Origin of the sequence: uncultured Bacteroides sp., from assembly GCF_958445495.1 — a bacterium.
Classification (GTDB): domain Bacteria; phylum Bacteroidota; class Bacteroidia; order Bacteroidales; family Bacteroidaceae; genus Bacteroides.
This window is the reverse complement of record NZ_CAUCSQ010000023.1, coordinates 12,918-29,318: the sequence shown is the minus strand read 5'-3', so window position 1 is coordinate 29,318 and position 16,401 is coordinate 12,918. Positions and strand designations below refer to the sequence as shown.

Genomic DNA, 16,401 nt, shown 5'->3' with positions numbered 1-16,401 from the left:
CGATATCATAATCTGCAATCCAAATGAAAACATTCAATTATACCACCCACAGCAAGCAGGTACTAGGAGACATGCATACTCCGGTCAGCATCTACCTCAAGGTTCGCGACATGTACCCGCAATCCGTATTGATGGAGAGTTCCGACTATCACGCCGGAGAGAACTCCCTCTCATTTATCGCCCTTTGCCCGCTGGCGAGCATCGGCGTCAACAGCGGTATCGTCACAGCCTCCTATCCGGACAACAGCCGCACGGAAGAACCACTGACGAAGGCATTCACCGTAGAAAAGGCGATGAACCGTTTTATCAGCCAGTTTCAAGTAGCCGGCGAGAACAAAAACGTATGCGGGCTCTACGGATACACGACCTTCAACGCCGTGAAATATTTCGAACAGATTCCCGTCAAAGAAAGCCATGACGAACAGAACGACGCACCGGATTTACTGTATATCCTATATAAATATGTGATTGTCTTCAACCACTTCAAGAACGAGCTGACTCTCGTGGAGATGCTGGCGGAAGGAGAAGAAAGCGCTTTGTCGGAACTGGAGGCGGCCATCGAGAACCGGAACTACGCTTCCTACAATTTTTCCGTGACCGGCCCTGTCAGCAGCCCCATCACAGACGAAGAGCATAAAGCCAACGTACGCAAGGGCATAGCGCACTGCCTGCGCGGTGACGTTTTCCAAATCGTCCTCTCCCGAAGATTCGTCCAACCATACGCCGGAGACGATTTCAAGGTGTACCGGGCGCTCCGCAGCATCAATCCTTCTCCCTATCTTTTTTATTTCGATTTCGGAGGATACCGTATCTTCGGTTCTTCGCCGGAGACGCACTGCAAAATCGAAGGCGAGCGCGCTTATATCGACCCGATTGCAGGGACTACCCGCCGAAGCGGTGATGTCGTGAAGGACCGTGAACTGACGGAAGCGCTGCTGGCAGACCCCAAAGAGAATGCGGAACATGTGATGCTGGTAGACCTCGCAAGAAACGACCTTTCACGCAACTGCCACGACGTACGGGTGGTTTTCTACAAGGAGCCGCAATATTACAGCCATGTCATCCACTTGGTAAGCCGTGTCAGCGGAGAGCTGAACGAAAATGCGGACAAGATAAAGACTTTCGTGGACACATTCCCTGCCGGAACGTTAAGCGGCGCTCCCAAAGTGCGCGCCATGCAGCTAATCAGCGAAATCGAACCCCACAACCGGGGAGCTTACGGCGGCTGTATCGGTTTCATCGGGCTGAACGGCGAATTAAACCAGGCGATAACCATCCGTACGTTTGTCAGCCGCAACAATGAATTGTGGTTTCAGGCAGGAGGGGGAATTGTGGCACGCAGCCAGGAGGAGTACGAGCTGCAAGAGGTAAACAACAAATTGGGGGCTTTGAAAAAGGCCATTGATTTGGCGGTAAACTTAAAAAACTGACCGTTCGAAGCAACGGTATCCGCAGGCGGTTGAGCATAAACCCAGAGCCGCATGCTGATTTCCTCAAACGGGAAACCGGGAAAACGATTGGATAATAAATCTTACAACAAGAATAAAATGAAAATATTGCTTTTAGATAATTACGATTCCTTCACTTACAACCTGCTGCACGCAGTAAAGGAACTGGGAATGACGGACGTAAAGGTGGTCCGGAACGACCGGATAGGACTGGACGAAGTAGAACAATTCGACAAAATCATCTTATCTCCCGGTCCGGGGATACCGGAAGAGGCAGGGTTGTTGCTGCCTGTCATAAAAAGATATGCGCCTACCAAAAGCATCCTGGGCGTTTGCCTGGGACACCAGGCAATCGGCGAAGCTTTCGGCGCGCGCCTGGAAAACCTGAAAGAGGTATATCACGGCGTACAGACTCCGGTCAGCATCCTGCGGCAAGACAAGCTGTTCAAAGGGTTGGGAAAAGAAATTCCCGTGGGACGCTATCATTCATGGGTAGTCAGCCGGGAGGGTTTTCCGGATTGCCTGGAAATCACGGCGGAAAGCCGGGAAGGGCAAATCATGGCGTTGCGCCACAAATCTTACGACGTACACGGCATCCAGTTCCACCCCGAATCGGTATTGACCCCGCAAGGGAAAGAAATCATCCAGAACTTTTTAAACGATTAAATTTATGAAACAGATTCTATACAAGCTTTTCGAACACCAATACCTGGGACGCGACGAGGCGCGTGCCATCCTGCAAAATATCGCACAAGGAAAATACAACGACGTACAGGTCGCTTCGCTTATTACAGTTTTCCTGATGCGCAACATATCGGTGGAGGAATTATGCGGTTTCCGCGACGCATTGCTGGAGATGCGTATCCCGGTCGATTTAAGCGAGTTCGCCCCGATAGACATCGTGGGAACCGGAGGCGACGGGAAAAACACGTTCAACATATCCACTGCTTCCTGTTTCACCGTAGCAGGAGCAGGTTTCCCGGTTGTGAAACATGGAAATTACGGAGCGACTTCCGTCAGCGGCGCCAGTAACGTAATGGAGCAGCACGGCGTAAAGTTTACCAGCGATGCGGACCGGTTACGCCGGAGCATGGAAAAATGCAATTTCGCTTATCTGCACGCTCCTCTGTTTAACCCGGCATTAAAGGCGGTGGCTCCTGTCCGTAAAGGACTTGCCGTACGCACTTTCTTCAACATGCTCGGTCCGCTGGTGAACCCCGCGCTGCCGGCTTACCAGCTTTTGGGAGTTTACAACCTCCCGTTGTTGCGCCTTTACACTTATACGTATCAGGAAAGCAAAACCAGGTTTGCCGTGGTCCACAGCCTGGACGGGTATGACGAGATTTCCCTGACGGACGAATTCAAAGTGGCAACCAGCGGAAGCGAGAAAATTTATACCCCCGAAAGCCTAGGCTTCTCCCGCTGCAAAGAGGTCGAACTGGACGGCGGGCAAACGCCGGAAGAAGCAGCCGTGATTTTCGACAACATCATGAACAACACGGCTACGGAAGCTCAAAAGAATGTGGTGGTAATCAATTCTGCTTTTGCCATCCGCGTCATCCGCCCGGAAAAAAGCATCGAAGAGTGTATCGCCCTCGCCAGGGAATCTTTGGAAAGCGGACGGGCGTTAGCCACACTCAAGAAATTTATCGAACTTAACAATTAGTTTCCGCGTTCATGCGGGGAGTATGCCGGAGGACAGGATTTTAACGAATATGCTTGCCGGGCGTCTCCTGCAACGGGAAAAACGGTTTATTTATTGAATTATGAAAGATATACTGTCAGAGATTATAGCAAACAAAAGATTTGAAATCGACCGGCAAAAACAATCGGTTTCCATTGAACAGCTACAGGAAGGAATCGGCGGAATGCCGCCTTCCCTTTCCATGAAACGGGCGTTGGTTTCTTCCGCTTCGGGAATCATCGCGGAATTCAAGCGGCGTTCTCCGTCCAAAGGGTGGATAAAACAAGAGGCGTGTCCGGAAGAAATCGTCCCTTCTTATGCGGCTGCCGGCGCATCCGCCTTATCCATCCTCACGGATGAGAGCTTTTTCGGAGGGAACCTGAAAGATATCCGCAACGCACGGCCTTTAGTGAGGATTCCTATTTTAAGGAAAGATTTCATCATTGACGAGTACCAGCTTTATCAGGCCAGAATCATCGGAGCAGACGCCGTGCTCCTTATCGCCGCCGCCTTAAAACCGGAAAAATGCCGGGAACTTGCCGAGAAGGCGCATGATTTAGGCCTGGAAGTCTTATTGGAGATTCACAGTGCTGAAGAACTGGGTTATATCAATGATAAAACAGACATGGTGGGAATCAACAACCGCAATCTGGGAACGTTTTTCACTGACGTGGAAAATTCTTTCCGGCTGGCGGGGCAGTTGCCTCAAGACGCCGTATTGGTGTCCGAAAGCGGCATCTCCGACCCTCAAACCGTAAAGCGCCTGCGGGCTGCCGGATTCCGGGGATTCCTAATCGGGGAGACATTTATGAAAACTCCGCAACCGGGAAAGGCTTTGGAGAGTTTCCTGCAGGCAATGAAATAACGAAATAATCCGATTATCCAAAACAGACAGCATCATGATTAACGGAAAAACCATCAAAGTATGCGGCATGCGTGAAGCTGAAAACATACGGGACGTAGAATCGCTTCAAGACGTGGACATGCTGGGATTTATCTTCTATCCCAAGTCTCCGCGCTATGTCTATGAACTTCCGGCGTATCTGCCTGTCCGCGCCCGCCGCGTCGGCGTTTTCGTAAATGAGAACAAGCAGGTGGTCAGCATGTACGCCGACCGTTTCGGACTGGACTATATCCAACTGCACGGAACCGAATCACCGGAATACTGCCGTTCATTACGCTCCACAGGAATAAAAATCATCAAGGCTTTTTCCATCGCCCGTCCGAAAGACCTGATAAACGTATATAGTTACGAGAAGGATTGCGATTTTTTCCTGTTCGATACCAAATGTGAACAATACGGCGGTTCGGGCAACCAATTCGACTGGAACATCCTGCACATTTACAACGGGCATCTTCCTTTCTTTCTCAGCGGAGGAATCAACCCTTACAGCGCCAACGCGCTAAAAGAGTTCAGGCATCCGTGTCTCGCCGGTTACGACTTGAACAGCCGTTTTGAAACCCGACCGGGAGAAAAGGACCCGCAACGAATCCGGACTTTTTTAAATGCACTAAAATGATAAATTCAAAACTCTAAATATCATGAACAGAATCAACCGACTTTTCAATAGCAACAAAAAAGATTTGCTTTCCATTTATTTCTGTGCCGGCGCTCCTACTCTGGACGGAACCGCCGCCGTAATCCGCGCCCTCGAGAAGCATGGCGTCGATATGATTGAAATCGGCATCCCTTTCAGCGACCCGATGGCGGACGGCATTGTCATTCAAAACGCCGCTACCCGGGCCTTACGTAACGGCATGTCTCTAAAACTGCTATTCGAACAATTGCGGGACATCCGCCAAGATGTGAAAATCCCGCTGATATTGATGGGATACTTAAATCCGGTTATGCAATTCGGATTTGAAAATTTCTGCCGCAAATGCGCAGAATGCGGAATTGACGGCGTTATCATCCCCGACCTTCCTTTCCGGGATTATCTGGAGCGTTACCGGCTGCCTGCCGAACGCTACGGAATCAAAATAATCATGCTCATCACTCCGGAAACCAGCGAAGAACGTGTACGAGAGATTGACGCTCACACGGACGGCTTTATCTACATGGTTTCATCGGCGGCAACCACCGGCGCCCAACAAAATTTCAACGAACAGAAGCGGGCGTACTTTAAGAAAATCGAAGATATGCACTTGAAAAACCCATTGATGGTGGGATTCGGGATTTCCAACAAGGCGACTTACCGGGCTGCCTGCGAACATGCTTCGGGCGCCATTATAGGCAGCCGGTTCGTCACTTTGCTGGAAGAGGAAAAAGAGCCTGAAAAAGCGATTCTCAAATTGAAAGACGCATTGAAACAGTAGGCTGTGGAACGGAGGCATCCGTCACGTTCGTCATCGGGCAATCCCGCCGGAGGATTGCCCCGATGACCGATGCAGCAAAATTATTTGCAGAAACAGCGGAACGGCACGCTAAAAACAATGCTTGCCGCCCCCCTGTTTCCATCATTTAAAATACAATTCAAGGCATAATCCGGCATACTGCTCAAATACTGTCCGGGAATTACCGCATCGGGATATTGTCCCGGAATATTATCCAAAACATGATTGTTCTTCATCGCATTTCTCCTCATCTCCGGATACGGAAACCCGAAAAAAGCTCCGGGACCGGATTAATTACGGAACGGCGGAACCTTAAACGTCTCCCGCCTGTTTTCTTTCTTTTTCCTTTCAATCCATTGCCTATACTCGCATAAATATTCATATTTATAACATTTTGGGGTAAACAATGAACAAATTCATCATTTACTGTTCATAATCCGCAATTAATCTATATCTTTGTCAGCGTTTTAACAGTAATTCAACAATTATGAGCGTAGAAACCCCTTCCATTCTGTTAATCTACACGGGTGGAACTATCGGAATGATAGAAAACCCGGAAACCGGTGCATTGGAAAACTTTAATTTCGACCATCTGCTTAAACATGTTCCCGAACTTAAAAAATTCAATTACCGCATTTCTTCCCATCCATTCGACCCTCCTCTCGACTCTTCGGATATGGAACCTGCCTATTGGGCGAAACTTGTCAGAATCATCAGTGACAACTACGAACAATTTGACGGTTTCGTGATTCTCCACGGGACAGATACGATGGCGTACACCGCTTCCGCCCTCAGCTTTATGCTTGAGAATCTTGGCAAGCCCGTCATCCTTACCGGTTCCCAACTTCCTATCGGTACTCTGCGTACGGACGGGAAAGAAAATCTCATTACGGCCATCGAAATCGCTGCCGCCAAAAATCCGGACGGGACGGCTGTGGTGCCGGAGGTCTGCATTTTCTTCGAAAACCATCTGATGCGCGGCAACCGTACCACTAAAATCAATGCCGAGAATTTCAACGCTTTCCGTTCGTTCAACTATCCGCCGCTGGCGCATGTCGGCATCCATATCAAATACGAGCCGAACCTGATTCGCAGGCCCGAACCGGGCAAACCGTTGAAACCGCATTATTTATTCGACACCAACGTGGTTATCCTGACTCTCTTTCCGGGCATTCAGGAAAGCATCGTGGCTTCCCTTCTCCATGTTCCCGGCTTGAAAGCGGTTGTCATGAAAACTTTCGGTTCGGGAAACGCACCGCAGAAGGAATGGTTTATCCGCCAATTGAAAGAAGCTACGGAACGGGGAATCATCATCGTCAATATTACCCAATGTGCTTCCGGCGCGGTAGAAATGGGGCGTTACGAAACCGGGATGCATCTTCTGGAAGCGGGTGTCATCAGCGGATATGACAGCACTCCCGAATGCGCCATCACAAAACTGATGTTCCTGTTAGGGCACGGATTGTCCAATGAAGACATCCGGCACAAAATGAACTCATGCCTGATTGGGGAAATCACCAAGCCTTGAAATTGATTCTAAAAGATTATACGCCTTAAAAGATTTGCCGGACCAGGGGCATGTCTCCCTCCCCCCCCAGCCGGCTCCCCGGTTTTAAAACTTACAGCCTGCAAGGTTATAAGGAAATAAACGCGGCATTATCGTTTTTCCTGCCAGGGAACAAGGGTGATTTCAAATCCTCCGTTCCGGAACTGCAAGTAACGGTCAGGAGTTATCCGGAAATTTCCATATCGGCACGGAAATAATACCAAAGAGGAAGTTCCGCCGTTTTTCCCGCGCAAAAGAGCCGGAAGTGTAAACTTTATATGAAATATACCGTTATTTTTGTATGGGACATTAATAACAAACAATCAGACAATTATTGCTTATGATGAAAAAAGCCATTCACTTCCTGCTGATACTCATAGCGGCAACAGGAGGCATTTTATTCGGTTGCGTCGATTCGGAAAAGGATTTGTATAATCCGTCATATAAAACACCCAATCCGATGGGAGACGGATTTGCCGCCCCCGACGGTTTCGGCTGGAGCACGATAACGACAAAAAATGTGACAATCGAAGTGAAAGATGAAGAAGGAGGATTGTATCCTTATATAATAGGAATCTACACAGAAGACCCTCTGGCGGACGAAAACGCATCCGCACTGGCTGTCAGGACTGCCAATAAAGAGAATAATTTCAAGGTTACGGCATCCGTCGCCTTACTCCCGGACCAGAAGGGAATCTACGTCAAACAAACGGACTGCAGGGGACGCATGGAGGTTTATATGTTCGACGTGCCCGAAGACAACGATAATTTCACTTGCAGGCTTTATTACCGGGAACCTGCAACGCAGAACAGGTTTTCAACGGGCAGCGCCGCCGCGGGCAAAAGAAACTCATTCGAAAAACCGGATTATGCTTCCATACCAGACGACGCCCAAGAGCTCGCGGAAATGCAAGGGAGTTATTTGCAGGAAGGCGCATCTTACAAAATCACTTCCGATTATAACGGTACATTAAAATTCCACGGATACGAAGGCGGGGTCAAGACCAGGGTCTACGTTGACGCCCAATGGAGCATTCCGGAAACATTGCGGTTGCAGAACGGAATCGAAATCATTGTTATGGACCATGCCGGAATCGAAGCGCCGGAAGGAATGTTTTTCATCGGAAATTCCATGCTGACTGTTATGGACAAAGGAAGCGTCAAGGCGGAGGAGGTTTCATTCACAGACGGGAAACCGGCGGCGATAAGGAATTGGGGCGTCCTGGCAGCTAACAGGATAACTTTATACTCCGGCGCGACTTTATATAACAAAGGAACCGTCACCTGTAAAGGCATTACAATCAACTCCGACACGCAGATTGTGAACGATAACCGGATGGAGGTGGAAGAAGAGCTCCGGCTACCTTCCGGTTTCTCACTGGAAAACAACGGAGAAATATACGGCAGACGGATGGAGGCAAACTCTAAAGCCGTTATCACCAACAACGGTATAATCGGGTTCGAGACTGTCAGCCTTACGAATACGATTGTCAACAATACGTGCAGCATGGAAGCGACCGGAACTTTTTATGCAAACGGAGTCACATTCAACTTTATCCAGGGTTATCTCAAATCATCCCGGATGAAATTTGTAAACGGGACGTTCAACCTGGACAGGGGGTCGATGCTGGAAGCTACTGCGGAAATCGACTTGTCGGGCACTGATTTCCATGGAACAGGCTCCAATGCTTCCATGATTAAATCTCCGGCCATAAAGGGACAAGGATTTACGTATGACGGCAATCTGGCAGTCGAGTCGGACAACCATGTTTCCAAAAACCAGTGGTGGCCCAATTTTACGGTACGGAACGGCGCTTACATCACAAAAATCGGAAACTCCAAAGTGGTTATCGAAGTTTGTACAGGCAATAAGAATGAAGGAAATGAGGGAGAAAAACCGGAAGAGCCCCAATATCCGATAATAATGGACGATACCCGCAATTACGCCTACTTATTCGAGGACCAATGGCCGCTATACGGGGATTACGACATGAATGACGCGGTTCTGATAATCAGGGAGAGGAGGATTGCCCTTAATAAAGACAATAAGGCGGAGGAATTCAAACTGGACATCGAACTGGCCGCCACGGGGGCTACCCAAAGAATCGGGGCCGCCGTCATGCTGGACGGCGTGCCCGCCAGCGCAATCACCCAACCGGTAGAATTCGGGGACGACTCTCTTATCCCGAACTTCAACCTGAATGAGAACAGGATTGAGAACGGGCAGGATTATGCCGTTATCCCGTTATTTGACGATGCGCACAAGGCACTGGAAAGCGACCGGTACGAACAAATCAACACGGTTGCCGGCCATTCAGGAAACATCGCTCCTAAACGCATCAGTTTTACGGTAAAATTCGGCAATCCGGTTTCACCCGACGAATTGAATATCGGCAAACTGAACGTCTTTATCTTCGTGGAAGGCAACAGGGACAACCGCAGAGAGATTCACATTGCCGGTTACCAACCGACCCGGCTGGCAAACACGGGATTATTCGGCGGAAACAATGACAACAGTTCTCTCTCCGACAAGAAATATTATATCAGTAAAGACAACCTGGCATGGGGAATCATGGTTCCCGCCGATTTCAAATGGCCTCTGGAATATGTAAATATCAAGAGCGCTTATCCGTTGTTCGCCGGTTGGGTAACCAGCGGCGGCCTGGAAAACAAAGAATGGTGGCAAACATCCGATGTGTCCAAAACATACGGGCAATAACCGAGATTTGCCGGAAATGCCTCATCGGAATATGGCAGAAAGGGGGATTCGCCGGATAAAATGCATGTGTATCATGAATTTTACTTTCCCTGATTAAAAGATTATTCTAAAATAATATCTATATTTGCACACTGTCACAAATAATCTGCGGCAGATTACCCAAATCTGTAAAATAACAAAGCAAGCGATAGATAGAAAGGTCTCTAATATGAAGAAGAAAATACTGTTGGTCGATGATAAAGCGACAATCGGAAAAGTTGCGGGTATATATTTAGGCAAAGAATATGATTTCACCTATTTGGAAGACCCCATCAAAGCGATAGAATGGCTTAATGAAGGAAACATTCCCGACCTTATCATTTCAGATATCCGCATGCCATTAATGACAGGCGACGAATTTCTGAAATATATGAAAGACAACGAATTGTTCAAATCTATCCCCATTGTCATATTATCCAGCGAGGAGAGTACGACCGAAAGAATCAGATTATTGGAAGTGGGAGCGGCAGACTATATCCTAAAACCCTTCAACCCTTTGGAACTGAAAGTCCGAATCAAAAAAATCATCGACTAATACCCAGCCTTTTGCATGCAATATTTTGTTTATATAGGCAAGAATAGCAAAACCATAAATCTATTCTCCAAAATCAGCACAGGGATATTTTATACGGCATCCAATTGCAGCAAAGCGATTAAGGCATTGGATAAAATACGGGAAAAATACGACATAGCTTTATTTTTCGAACAGTCGGACTTGTCGAAAGACATTGTGGATATCCGCTATATGCGTAAAAAATACCCGTGGCTGTACATGGTATTAGTCATCGATTCCCTGTCCAAGGAAGAAGCGGCGGAATATCTTAAAGCGGGCATTAACAATACCATTAAATACGAAACTACCCGGGAGTCCCTGAACGCCTTATCGACTTTCCTCACACACAGAAAGGAACAGAAAATACAGGCGTTTCAGTTAAAGACGCAAAATATAAAAGCTTTTCATCTGCCTTTATGGAAAAGGACGTTCGATATCCTTTTTTCGGGAATGGCATTGTTGTTCCTTTCTCCGCTTCTGATATTCACGGCGATAGCTATCCGCCTGGAGAGTAAAGGGCCTATCATTTACAAGTCCAAGCGCGTAGGGAGCAATTACCGGATTTTTGATTTTCTCAAGTTCCGTTCCATGTACACCGGTGCCGACAAGCATCTCAAGGAGTTCAACACTCTCAATCAATACCAGCAGGAAGAGGAGAAAGAAGAAGATATTTGGGGAGAGGAACCGTACACCGGCAATCTCCAGGAGGGGAATGAAGAAGAAATCCTCTTGATATCCGATGATTTCGTCATTTCCGAGGAGGAGTATATCCACAAAAAGTCCAAAGAAATAAACAATGCTTTCGTCAAGCTGGAAAATGACCCAAGAATAACGAAAGTCGGGCGTTTTATCCGTAAATACAGCATCGACGAGCTACCGCAACTTATCAATATTTTAAAAGGGGACATGTCTATCGTAGGCAACCGCCCTCTCCCGCTCTACGAGGCGGAACTGCTGACCAGCGACGAACATATAGACCGTTTTATGGGACCGGCAGGGCTGACCGGCTTGTGGCAAGTGGAGAAAAGGGGCGAGGCCGGCAAGCTGTCGGCGGAAGAACGCAAGCAACTGGACATTAAATATGCAAAAAGCTTTTCTTTCTGGCTGGATATCAAAATCATCCTGAGAACTGTCACTGCATTTATTCAAAAAGAGAACGTATAACTCTTCTTACGAATGATAAGCCGCTACATTTACATAACAGATGATTTGATGTTCCTTTGCACGGCCTTGTTGCTGTTGTACCTTTTTATTCTGGCAATCGCTTCGCATTTAAAACGTATCTCCTATCCTGAAAGCACACGGAAATACCGGTGTGCCATCCTTGTCCCGGAAAACAGCCCGCTTCCCGCAAGATACCGGGAAGAGCCTTATGAATTTATCACGTACCGGGACTTATATCAGGCCGTTAATGGAGTGGACAGGGAGCATTACAGCTTGGTCTTGCTGTTATCCGGCACTGCCGCTTCCCTGTCTCCCCGGCTCCTTGACAAAATCAATGATGTTTATGACGCCGGAATACAAGCTGTCCAACTGCATACCGTCATTGAGAACCGGCAGGGGATTCAAAACCGTCTCCGTACGATATGCGAGGAAATCAAAAACAGCCTTTTCAGGGCGGGAAACACGCAAATCGGATTGTCGTCCCAGCTTGCCGGGACTAATATGGCTATTGACTTAAAATGGCTGCAAGATAACCTGAAAAGTTCCAGAACCAATATCGAGCGGAAATTATTCCGGAAGAACATATATATCGGCTATCTGCCCGACGCCATTGTATATTGCCGGTCTTTTCCCTTGCCTTCCTACCGGAAACGGACCGGGAAAACGGTTTCTTATTTGCTCCCTTCTTTCTTAGGAAGGGACTGGAGTTTTTGCAACCGGATTGTACAAGAGCTGATACCTTCTCCGTTAAAGATGTGCTCCTTCACTGTTTTATGGACATTATCAATCACAATATATGACTGGACCCTGTCTTTCGGTTGGTGGCTCATGCTTCTCGGCTTACTAATCACATACAGCCTGGCGATTCCGGATTATCTCGTAAAGGAGAAAGGGAAAAAACATTCAATATGGAGAAAAAGACATTCAAGCAACAAATCAAAAGAAATGCCGGCTTAAAGCGGTTTATTCACCGCTTTGTCATGCATCCTGTCAAAACCCGGCCCAACTGGTGGATACGCCTGTTCGGTTTCGCATATCTGAAACGCGGAAAGGGGGCTGTCATTTATCGGAGCGTACGCAAAGACCTCCCTCCTTTCAACCGTTTCTCTTTAGGAAAATATTCCGTTGTCGAGGATTTTTCCTGCCTCAACAACGCGGTAGGCGACTTGATTATCGGAAATTATACCCGCATCGGATTAAGAAATACGATTATAGGCCCGGTCTATATCGGCGACCACGTGAATCTGGCGCAGAATGTAACTGTGACGGGACTCAACCATAATTATCTGGATACGGAGAAGAGGATTGACGAACAGGGAATCAGTACGGAACCTGTCACAATAGAAGAGGATGTGTGGGTCGGGGCCAATTCGGTCATTCTCCCCGGAGTGACTTTGGGAAAACACTGCGTCGTGGCTGCCGGAAGCATAGTCAGCCATCCGGTCCCTCCTTATTCCGTATGTGCCGGATGTCCCGCAAAAGTCATTAAAACCTATAATTTTGAAACAAAAAAGTGGGAAAAAACGGGAAAATCATCTCCCGGTAACCATAAATAATGAGAATAACGATACAATATACCTTATAAAGGTGATTGTAACACACACCGAAACCCGCTATCTTTGCAATATCAGAATTGAATTAATTAGTCATAATTTTATTACGTAGCCACATTTAAGTAAAAATGAAATAGGGTCCCGCCGAAGCGATTTCGTCGGGATTTTGTTTTTTCATATCATTCCTTCAATGTCGATATCATCTTTTAATGTTTAAATCCCGGATATGCGGAATGTTCCGGATGTTCCCGTCCAATGAATCCCCCAATACCGCATTTACCGAACGTCTCCAAAATATTCATAAAAAAACGAGCTAATTCCTCTTACGGAATCACTCGCCTCAACATCAGAAAAGCCATAAAGGCTTTTCTTTTTTACTACCTGTTTTTTTCCTGAAAACGAATCTTCTTTTTACCTAAAAAATACCTTACCTATCGTTAATCTTTTTACCTCTTATTAAAACTTTTCCTATCGAACTAAGAACTTTAATACCTTAAACTTATAATCTAATACCTTACTAATTTTCTTTATTCTTATAAACTAACAGCAATTTCCCAATTGCTCTGCAAAGGTACAAAATATTTTCGTGTGCGCAAACGGTTTTGTATTTTATAACACTTCGCGAAGCTATAAATCTTTCACATCGCTCAACGCAACCAGCTTATTTACAATGGCATATATAGTCAGACCCGCCGCACTGTGTATTTGCAATTTTTTACTGATGTTTCTCCGATGGGTAATGACGGTATGGATGGACAGGAACAACTTTTCGGCTATCTCTTTGTTTGTCATTCCTTTCACAACGCAAATCACGATTTCTTTTTCCCGCTGGCTAAGCGCGTCCTGACTGTCATCTTCGTCTTTCTCGGAAGTTGTGTTCAGCAATCCCGCTATCTTCCCGGACAGGGTTTCTAAATCATCAAAAATAGAAATAGACTCATCGTATTTACTCAATAACGAAGCATCTACAAAGGAGGTAACCAGCGCAATCAGTCGTATCTTTTTGCCGGATGTTTCTTCCCGGAACCGGGGCACGTCGAAATAATCGCCGAAAGCCGGATTGACGACTAACATTTCAGGACACTGCGTCCGAAGGCAATCATGCAAAGCTTCGACAGAAAGCAGTTCTATAGGCTGTACTTTTATATTAGAAAGGCGTTTGAACGCAGCAGTCAGTCCCCCGCGAATAATCACGGAGGTCTCTGCAATAGCTATTCGGATAACTTCGTTATTTTTCATTTTCTCTTATCCTCCTTTCCAACTTCAGAATGGCAGGAACAAAAATGTAATCCTCAACCTTACAATGAGATTCCAATCCGGCCTCACATGCATAGATATCGAAAAGGGCCGCATTCAACAGATTCTCATTGGCTTTGGCCGGACAATATTTAATAATGATATTCTTCAACTCCGTCAACTTCTCTCCTACCTGGTCATGGTGCTTGGAGAAAGTGCTAATCTGATAGTTCTTCGGAGCATCTCCTTTAATCAGCGCATCCACATACTTGAACACCGTCTTTTCCTCATAGTCCATGTGTTTGCGCACTTCCCGCGTGTACTCATCGAAAAATTTAAGAATCAGGAATGCCACGTCATCCTGGGAACAATCTATCGCCTCAATTAATTTACGACGAATGGCGGGAAGGGAGAAGTCCAGAAAATAAATATGCGCCTGTCGCAGATAGTCTACCAACGCGGGTATGGAAATATCGTCACTGTCTCCGTCCAACCGGGAAAAACCTTCGGCCATGAAATTGACAACAATGAGAAAAGTCCGACAGTCTACTCCGTTCAGTTCGCATACTTCTTTGACTGTCTTATCACCAAACCCCAACGAAAGCCCGAAACGACTCATCACCTGCAATAAAGAATAGTTATCACTGATGAGATCAATCATCTTGTCAGTAGATTTGTATTTTTGTAAATTGTCCATCTATACCTATTTATATTTATAGAATGCAAAGGAACGGAATATTTTACGGAAATACAATCACTACTTATAGGTATTTTGATAAAATGTTTATAATATCCCATCGGCGGCAAACGACTATTTTACAGCATAAATATAGGTAGGCCTGCCTTTTTTTAGTAACTTTGCCGTTATCTGTATTATTCTTAATAACTAGTAATTTATAATTAATAAAATGGCAAACGAACTCGAACTGAAATACGGTTGCAATCCGAATCAGAAACCGGCCCGTATATTCATGAAAGAAGGTGAACTCCCCATCGAGGTACTGAATGGGCGCCCCGGCTATATCAATTTGCTAGATGCATTCAATAGCTGGCAGTTAGTGAAAGAACTGAAAGAAGCTACCGGACTGCCGGCTGCGACTTCTTTCAAACACGTAAGCCCGGCAGGCGCCGCCGTCGCAGTGGAGATGAACGACACCCTCAAAAAGATTTATTTCGTCGATGACATGAAACTGTCTCCGCTGGCAACAGCTTACGCACGTGCACGCGGCGCCGACCGCATGTCGTCATACGGAGATTTTATCGCACTGTCGGACATCTGTGACGAGGAAACCGCACGTATCATCAACCGGGAGGTCTCCGACGGCGTGATTGCGCCGGGCTACACTTCCGAAGCTCTGGAAATCCTCAAAAATAAAAGAAAAGGGACATACAATGTCATTCAAATAGACCCGGCTTATCGTCCGGCGCCAGTAGAGCACAAGGATGTTTTCGGCGTTACTTTCGAACAGGGAAGAAACGAATTGAAAATCGACGAAAGCATCTTAAAGGAGATGCCGACACAGAACCGGAACATTCCCGCCGAAGCTAAAAGGGATTTGATTATCGCTTTAATCACTTTAAAATATACGCAATCCAATTCCGTATGTTACGTGAAGGACGGACAGGCTATCGGCATCGGGGCAGGACAACAATCACGTATCCACTGTACACGTCTTGCCGGAAACAAGGCTGACATCTGGTATTTGCGCCAGCATCCCAAAGTAATGAATCTGCCCTGGATTGAAAAGATTCGCCGTGCGGACCGAGACAATACAATTGATGTCTATATCTCGGAAGATTACGATGATGTATTGGCGGAAGGCGTATGGCAGCAGTTTTTCACCGAAAAACCGGAAGTGCTGACCCGTGAAGAAAAACGTGCGTGGTTGGATACCATGACGGGGGTATCTCTCGGTTCGGATGCGTTTTTCCCGTTCGGAGACAACATCGAACGGGCGCACAAAAGCGGTGTCAGCTATATAGCGCAACCGGGCGGTTCCGTACGTGACGACCATGTTATCGACACTTGTAACAAATATCACATAGCGATGGCGTTTACAGGAATCCGCCTGTTCCATCATTAAAACACCCACTGCCAATAAGGGAGTAAACCTCATCTTCACCA

The 16,401-nt window shown here is 46.8% G+C and carries 15 protein-coding genes; 13 read left to right on the top strand and 2 right to left on the bottom strand.

The genetic code is table 11. The features are described 5' to 3' along the window. Positions 1 to 23: 23 nt before the first annotated feature. The 12 genes from Q5076_RS09755 (at position 24) to Q5076_RS09700 (ending at position 13,043) form a co-directional block, all read left to right on the top strand. Positions 24 to 1,430: an anthranilate synthase component I family protein gene (locus tag Q5076_RS09755; protein ID WP_303012796.1), complete on the top strand. Its 1,407-nt coding sequence runs from the start codon at positions 24 to 26 to the stop codon at positions 1,428 to 1,430. Positions 1,431 to 1,547: 117 nt separating this feature from the next. Next, positions 1,548 to 2,114 (top strand): aminodeoxychorismate/anthranilate synthase component II, encoded by a 567-nt coding sequence (locus Q5076_RS09750; protein ID WP_303012795.1) that lies wholly within the window; start codon positions 1,548 to 1,550, stop codon positions 2,112 to 2,114. A 4-nt stretch (positions 2,115 to 2,118) separates the two neighbouring features. Continuing rightward, the gene (gene trpD, locus Q5076_RS09745) at positions 2,119 to 3,114 is read left to right on the top strand and encodes an anthranilate phosphoribosyltransferase (RefSeq protein WP_303012793.1); all 996 of its coding nucleotides are present in this window, start codon (positions 2,119 to 2,121) and stop codon (positions 3,112 to 3,114) included. A gap of 100 nt (positions 3,115 to 3,214) precedes the next feature. Continuing rightward, positions 3,215 to 3,997, top strand: coding sequence for an indole-3-glycerol phosphate synthase TrpC (trpC, locus tag Q5076_RS09740; RefSeq protein ID WP_303012792.1), 783 nt, complete (start codon positions 3,215 to 3,217; stop codon positions 3,995 to 3,997). 34 nt (positions 3,998 to 4,031) lie between these two features. Beyond that, positions 4,032 to 4,652 carry a phosphoribosylanthranilate isomerase gene (locus tag Q5076_RS09735; protein WP_303012791.1) on the top strand — a complete coding sequence of 207 codons (621 nt, stop codon included), beginning with the start codon at positions 4,032 to 4,034 and terminating at the stop codon, positions 4,650 to 4,652. A gap of 22 nt (positions 4,653 to 4,674) precedes the next feature. Further along, on the top strand, positions 4,675 to 5,448 hold the full coding sequence (trpA, locus tag Q5076_RS09730) for a tryptophan synthase subunit alpha (RefSeq protein ID WP_303012789.1): 774 nt from the start codon (positions 4,675 to 4,677) through the stop codon (positions 5,446 to 5,448). 505 nt (positions 5,449 to 5,953) lie between these two features. Then, positions 5,954 to 6,994, top strand: coding sequence for an asparaginase (locus tag Q5076_RS09725; protein WP_303012788.1), 1,041 nt, complete (start codon positions 5,954 to 5,956; stop codon positions 6,992 to 6,994). A 358-nt stretch (positions 6,995 to 7,352) separates the two neighbouring features. Beyond that, positions 7,353 to 9,731 carry an LruC domain-containing protein gene (locus Q5076_RS09720; RefSeq protein ID WP_303012787.1) on the top strand — a complete coding sequence of 793 codons (2,379 nt, stop codon included), beginning with the start codon at positions 7,353 to 7,355 and terminating at the stop codon, positions 9,729 to 9,731. 208 nt (positions 9,732 to 9,939) lie between these two features. Continuing rightward, complete coding sequence (locus tag Q5076_RS09715; protein WP_303012786.1) at positions 9,940 to 10,305, top strand: PleD family two-component system response regulator; 366 nt, start codon at positions 9,940 to 9,942, stop codon at positions 10,303 to 10,305. Positions 10,306 to 10,320: 15 nt separating this feature from the next. Then, complete coding sequence (locus Q5076_RS09710; protein WP_303012784.1) at positions 10,321 to 11,487, top strand: sugar transferase; 1,167 nt, start codon at positions 10,321 to 10,323, stop codon at positions 11,485 to 11,487. Positions 11,488 to 11,499: 12 nt separating this feature from the next. Then, complete coding sequence (locus tag Q5076_RS09705) at positions 11,500 to 12,444, top strand: glycosyltransferase family 2 protein (protein ID WP_303012783.1); 945 nt, start codon at positions 11,500 to 11,502, stop codon at positions 12,442 to 12,444. Continuing rightward, positions 12,396 to 13,043, top strand: coding sequence for a DapH/DapD/GlmU-related protein (locus Q5076_RS09700; RefSeq protein ID WP_303012781.1), 648 nt, complete (start codon positions 12,396 to 12,398; stop codon positions 13,041 to 13,043). Before Q5076_RS09705 ends, Q5076_RS09700 begins: the two co-directional genes overlap by 49 nt. Before the next feature lie 624 nt (positions 13,044 to 13,667). Here Q5076_RS09700 and Q5076_RS09695 read toward each other — a convergent pair. Together Q5076_RS09695 and Q5076_RS09690 are read right to left on the bottom strand one after the other, a co-directional pair. Continuing rightward, entirely contained in the window at positions 13,668 to 14,279 is a 612-nt protein-coding gene (locus Q5076_RS09695) for a response regulator transcription factor (protein WP_303012780.1), read from the bottom strand. Next, positions 14,269 to 14,973, bottom strand: a complete 705-nt coding sequence (locus Q5076_RS09690) for a hemerythrin domain-containing protein (RefSeq protein ID WP_303012779.1) — start codon at positions 14,971 to 14,973, stop codon at positions 14,269 to 14,271. Before Q5076_RS09690 ends, Q5076_RS09695 begins: the two co-directional genes overlap by 11 nt. A 211-nt stretch (positions 14,974 to 15,184) precedes the next feature. On the opposite strand from Q5076_RS09690, the gene Q5076_RS09685 reads away from it, so the two are divergent. Next, positions 15,185 to 16,360 carry a phosphoribosylaminoimidazolecarboxamide formyltransferase gene (locus Q5076_RS09685; protein ID WP_303012777.1) on the top strand — a complete coding sequence of 392 codons (1,176 nt, stop codon included), beginning with the start codon at positions 15,185 to 15,187 and terminating at the stop codon, positions 16,358 to 16,360. Positions 16,361 to 16,401 lie beyond the last annotated feature (41 nt).

Bases quoted from the DNA above. Each gene is read 5' to 3' on its own strand.
- Q5076_RS09755 (WP_303012796.1), top strand. From the start codon at position 24: ATGAAAACATTCAATTATACCACCCACAGCAAGCAGGTACTAGGAGAC.
- Q5076_RS09750 (WP_303012795.1), top strand. From the start codon at position 1,548: ATGAAAATATTGCTTTTAGATAATTACGATTCCTTCACTTACAACCTG.
- trpD (WP_303012793.1), top strand. From the start codon at position 2,119: ATGAAACAGATTCTATACAAGCTTTTCGAACACCAATACCTGGGACGC.
- trpC (WP_303012792.1), top strand. From the start codon at position 3,215: ATGAAAGATATACTGTCAGAGATTATAGCAAACAAAAGATTTGAAATC.
- Q5076_RS09735 (WP_303012791.1), top strand. From the start codon at position 4,032: ATGATTAACGGAAAAACCATCAAAGTATGCGGCATGCGTGAAGCTGAA.
- trpA (WP_303012789.1), top strand. From the start codon at position 4,675: ATGAACAGAATCAACCGACTTTTCAATAGCAACAAAAAAGATTTGCTT.
- Q5076_RS09725 (WP_303012788.1), top strand. From the start codon at position 5,954: ATGAGCGTAGAAACCCCTTCCATTCTGTTAATCTACACGGGTGGAACT.
- Q5076_RS09720 (WP_303012787.1), top strand. From the start codon at position 7,353: ATGATGAAAAAAGCCATTCACTTCCTGCTGATACTCATAGCGGCAACA.
- Q5076_RS09715 (WP_303012786.1), top strand. From the start codon at position 9,940: ATGAAGAAGAAAATACTGTTGGTCGATGATAAAGCGACAATCGGAAAA.
- Q5076_RS09710 (WP_303012784.1), top strand. From the start codon at position 10,321: ATGCAATATTTTGTTTATATAGGCAAGAATAGCAAAACCATAAATCTA.
- Q5076_RS09705 (WP_303012783.1), top strand. From the start codon at position 11,500: ATGATAAGCCGCTACATTTACATAACAGATGATTTGATGTTCCTTTGC.
- Q5076_RS09700 (WP_303012781.1), top strand. From the start codon at position 12,396: ATGGAGAAAAAGACATTCAAGCAACAAATCAAAAGAAATGCCGGCTTA.
- Q5076_RS09695 (WP_303012780.1), bottom strand. From the start codon at position 14,279: ATGAAAAATAACGAAGTTATCCGAATAGCTATTGCAGAGACCTCCGTG.
- Q5076_RS09690 (WP_303012779.1), bottom strand. From the start codon at position 14,973: ATGGACAATTTACAAAAATACAAATCTACTGACAAGATGATTGATCTC.
- Q5076_RS09685 (WP_303012777.1), top strand. From the start codon at position 15,185: ATGGCAAACGAACTCGAACTGAAATACGGTTGCAATCCGAATCAGAAA.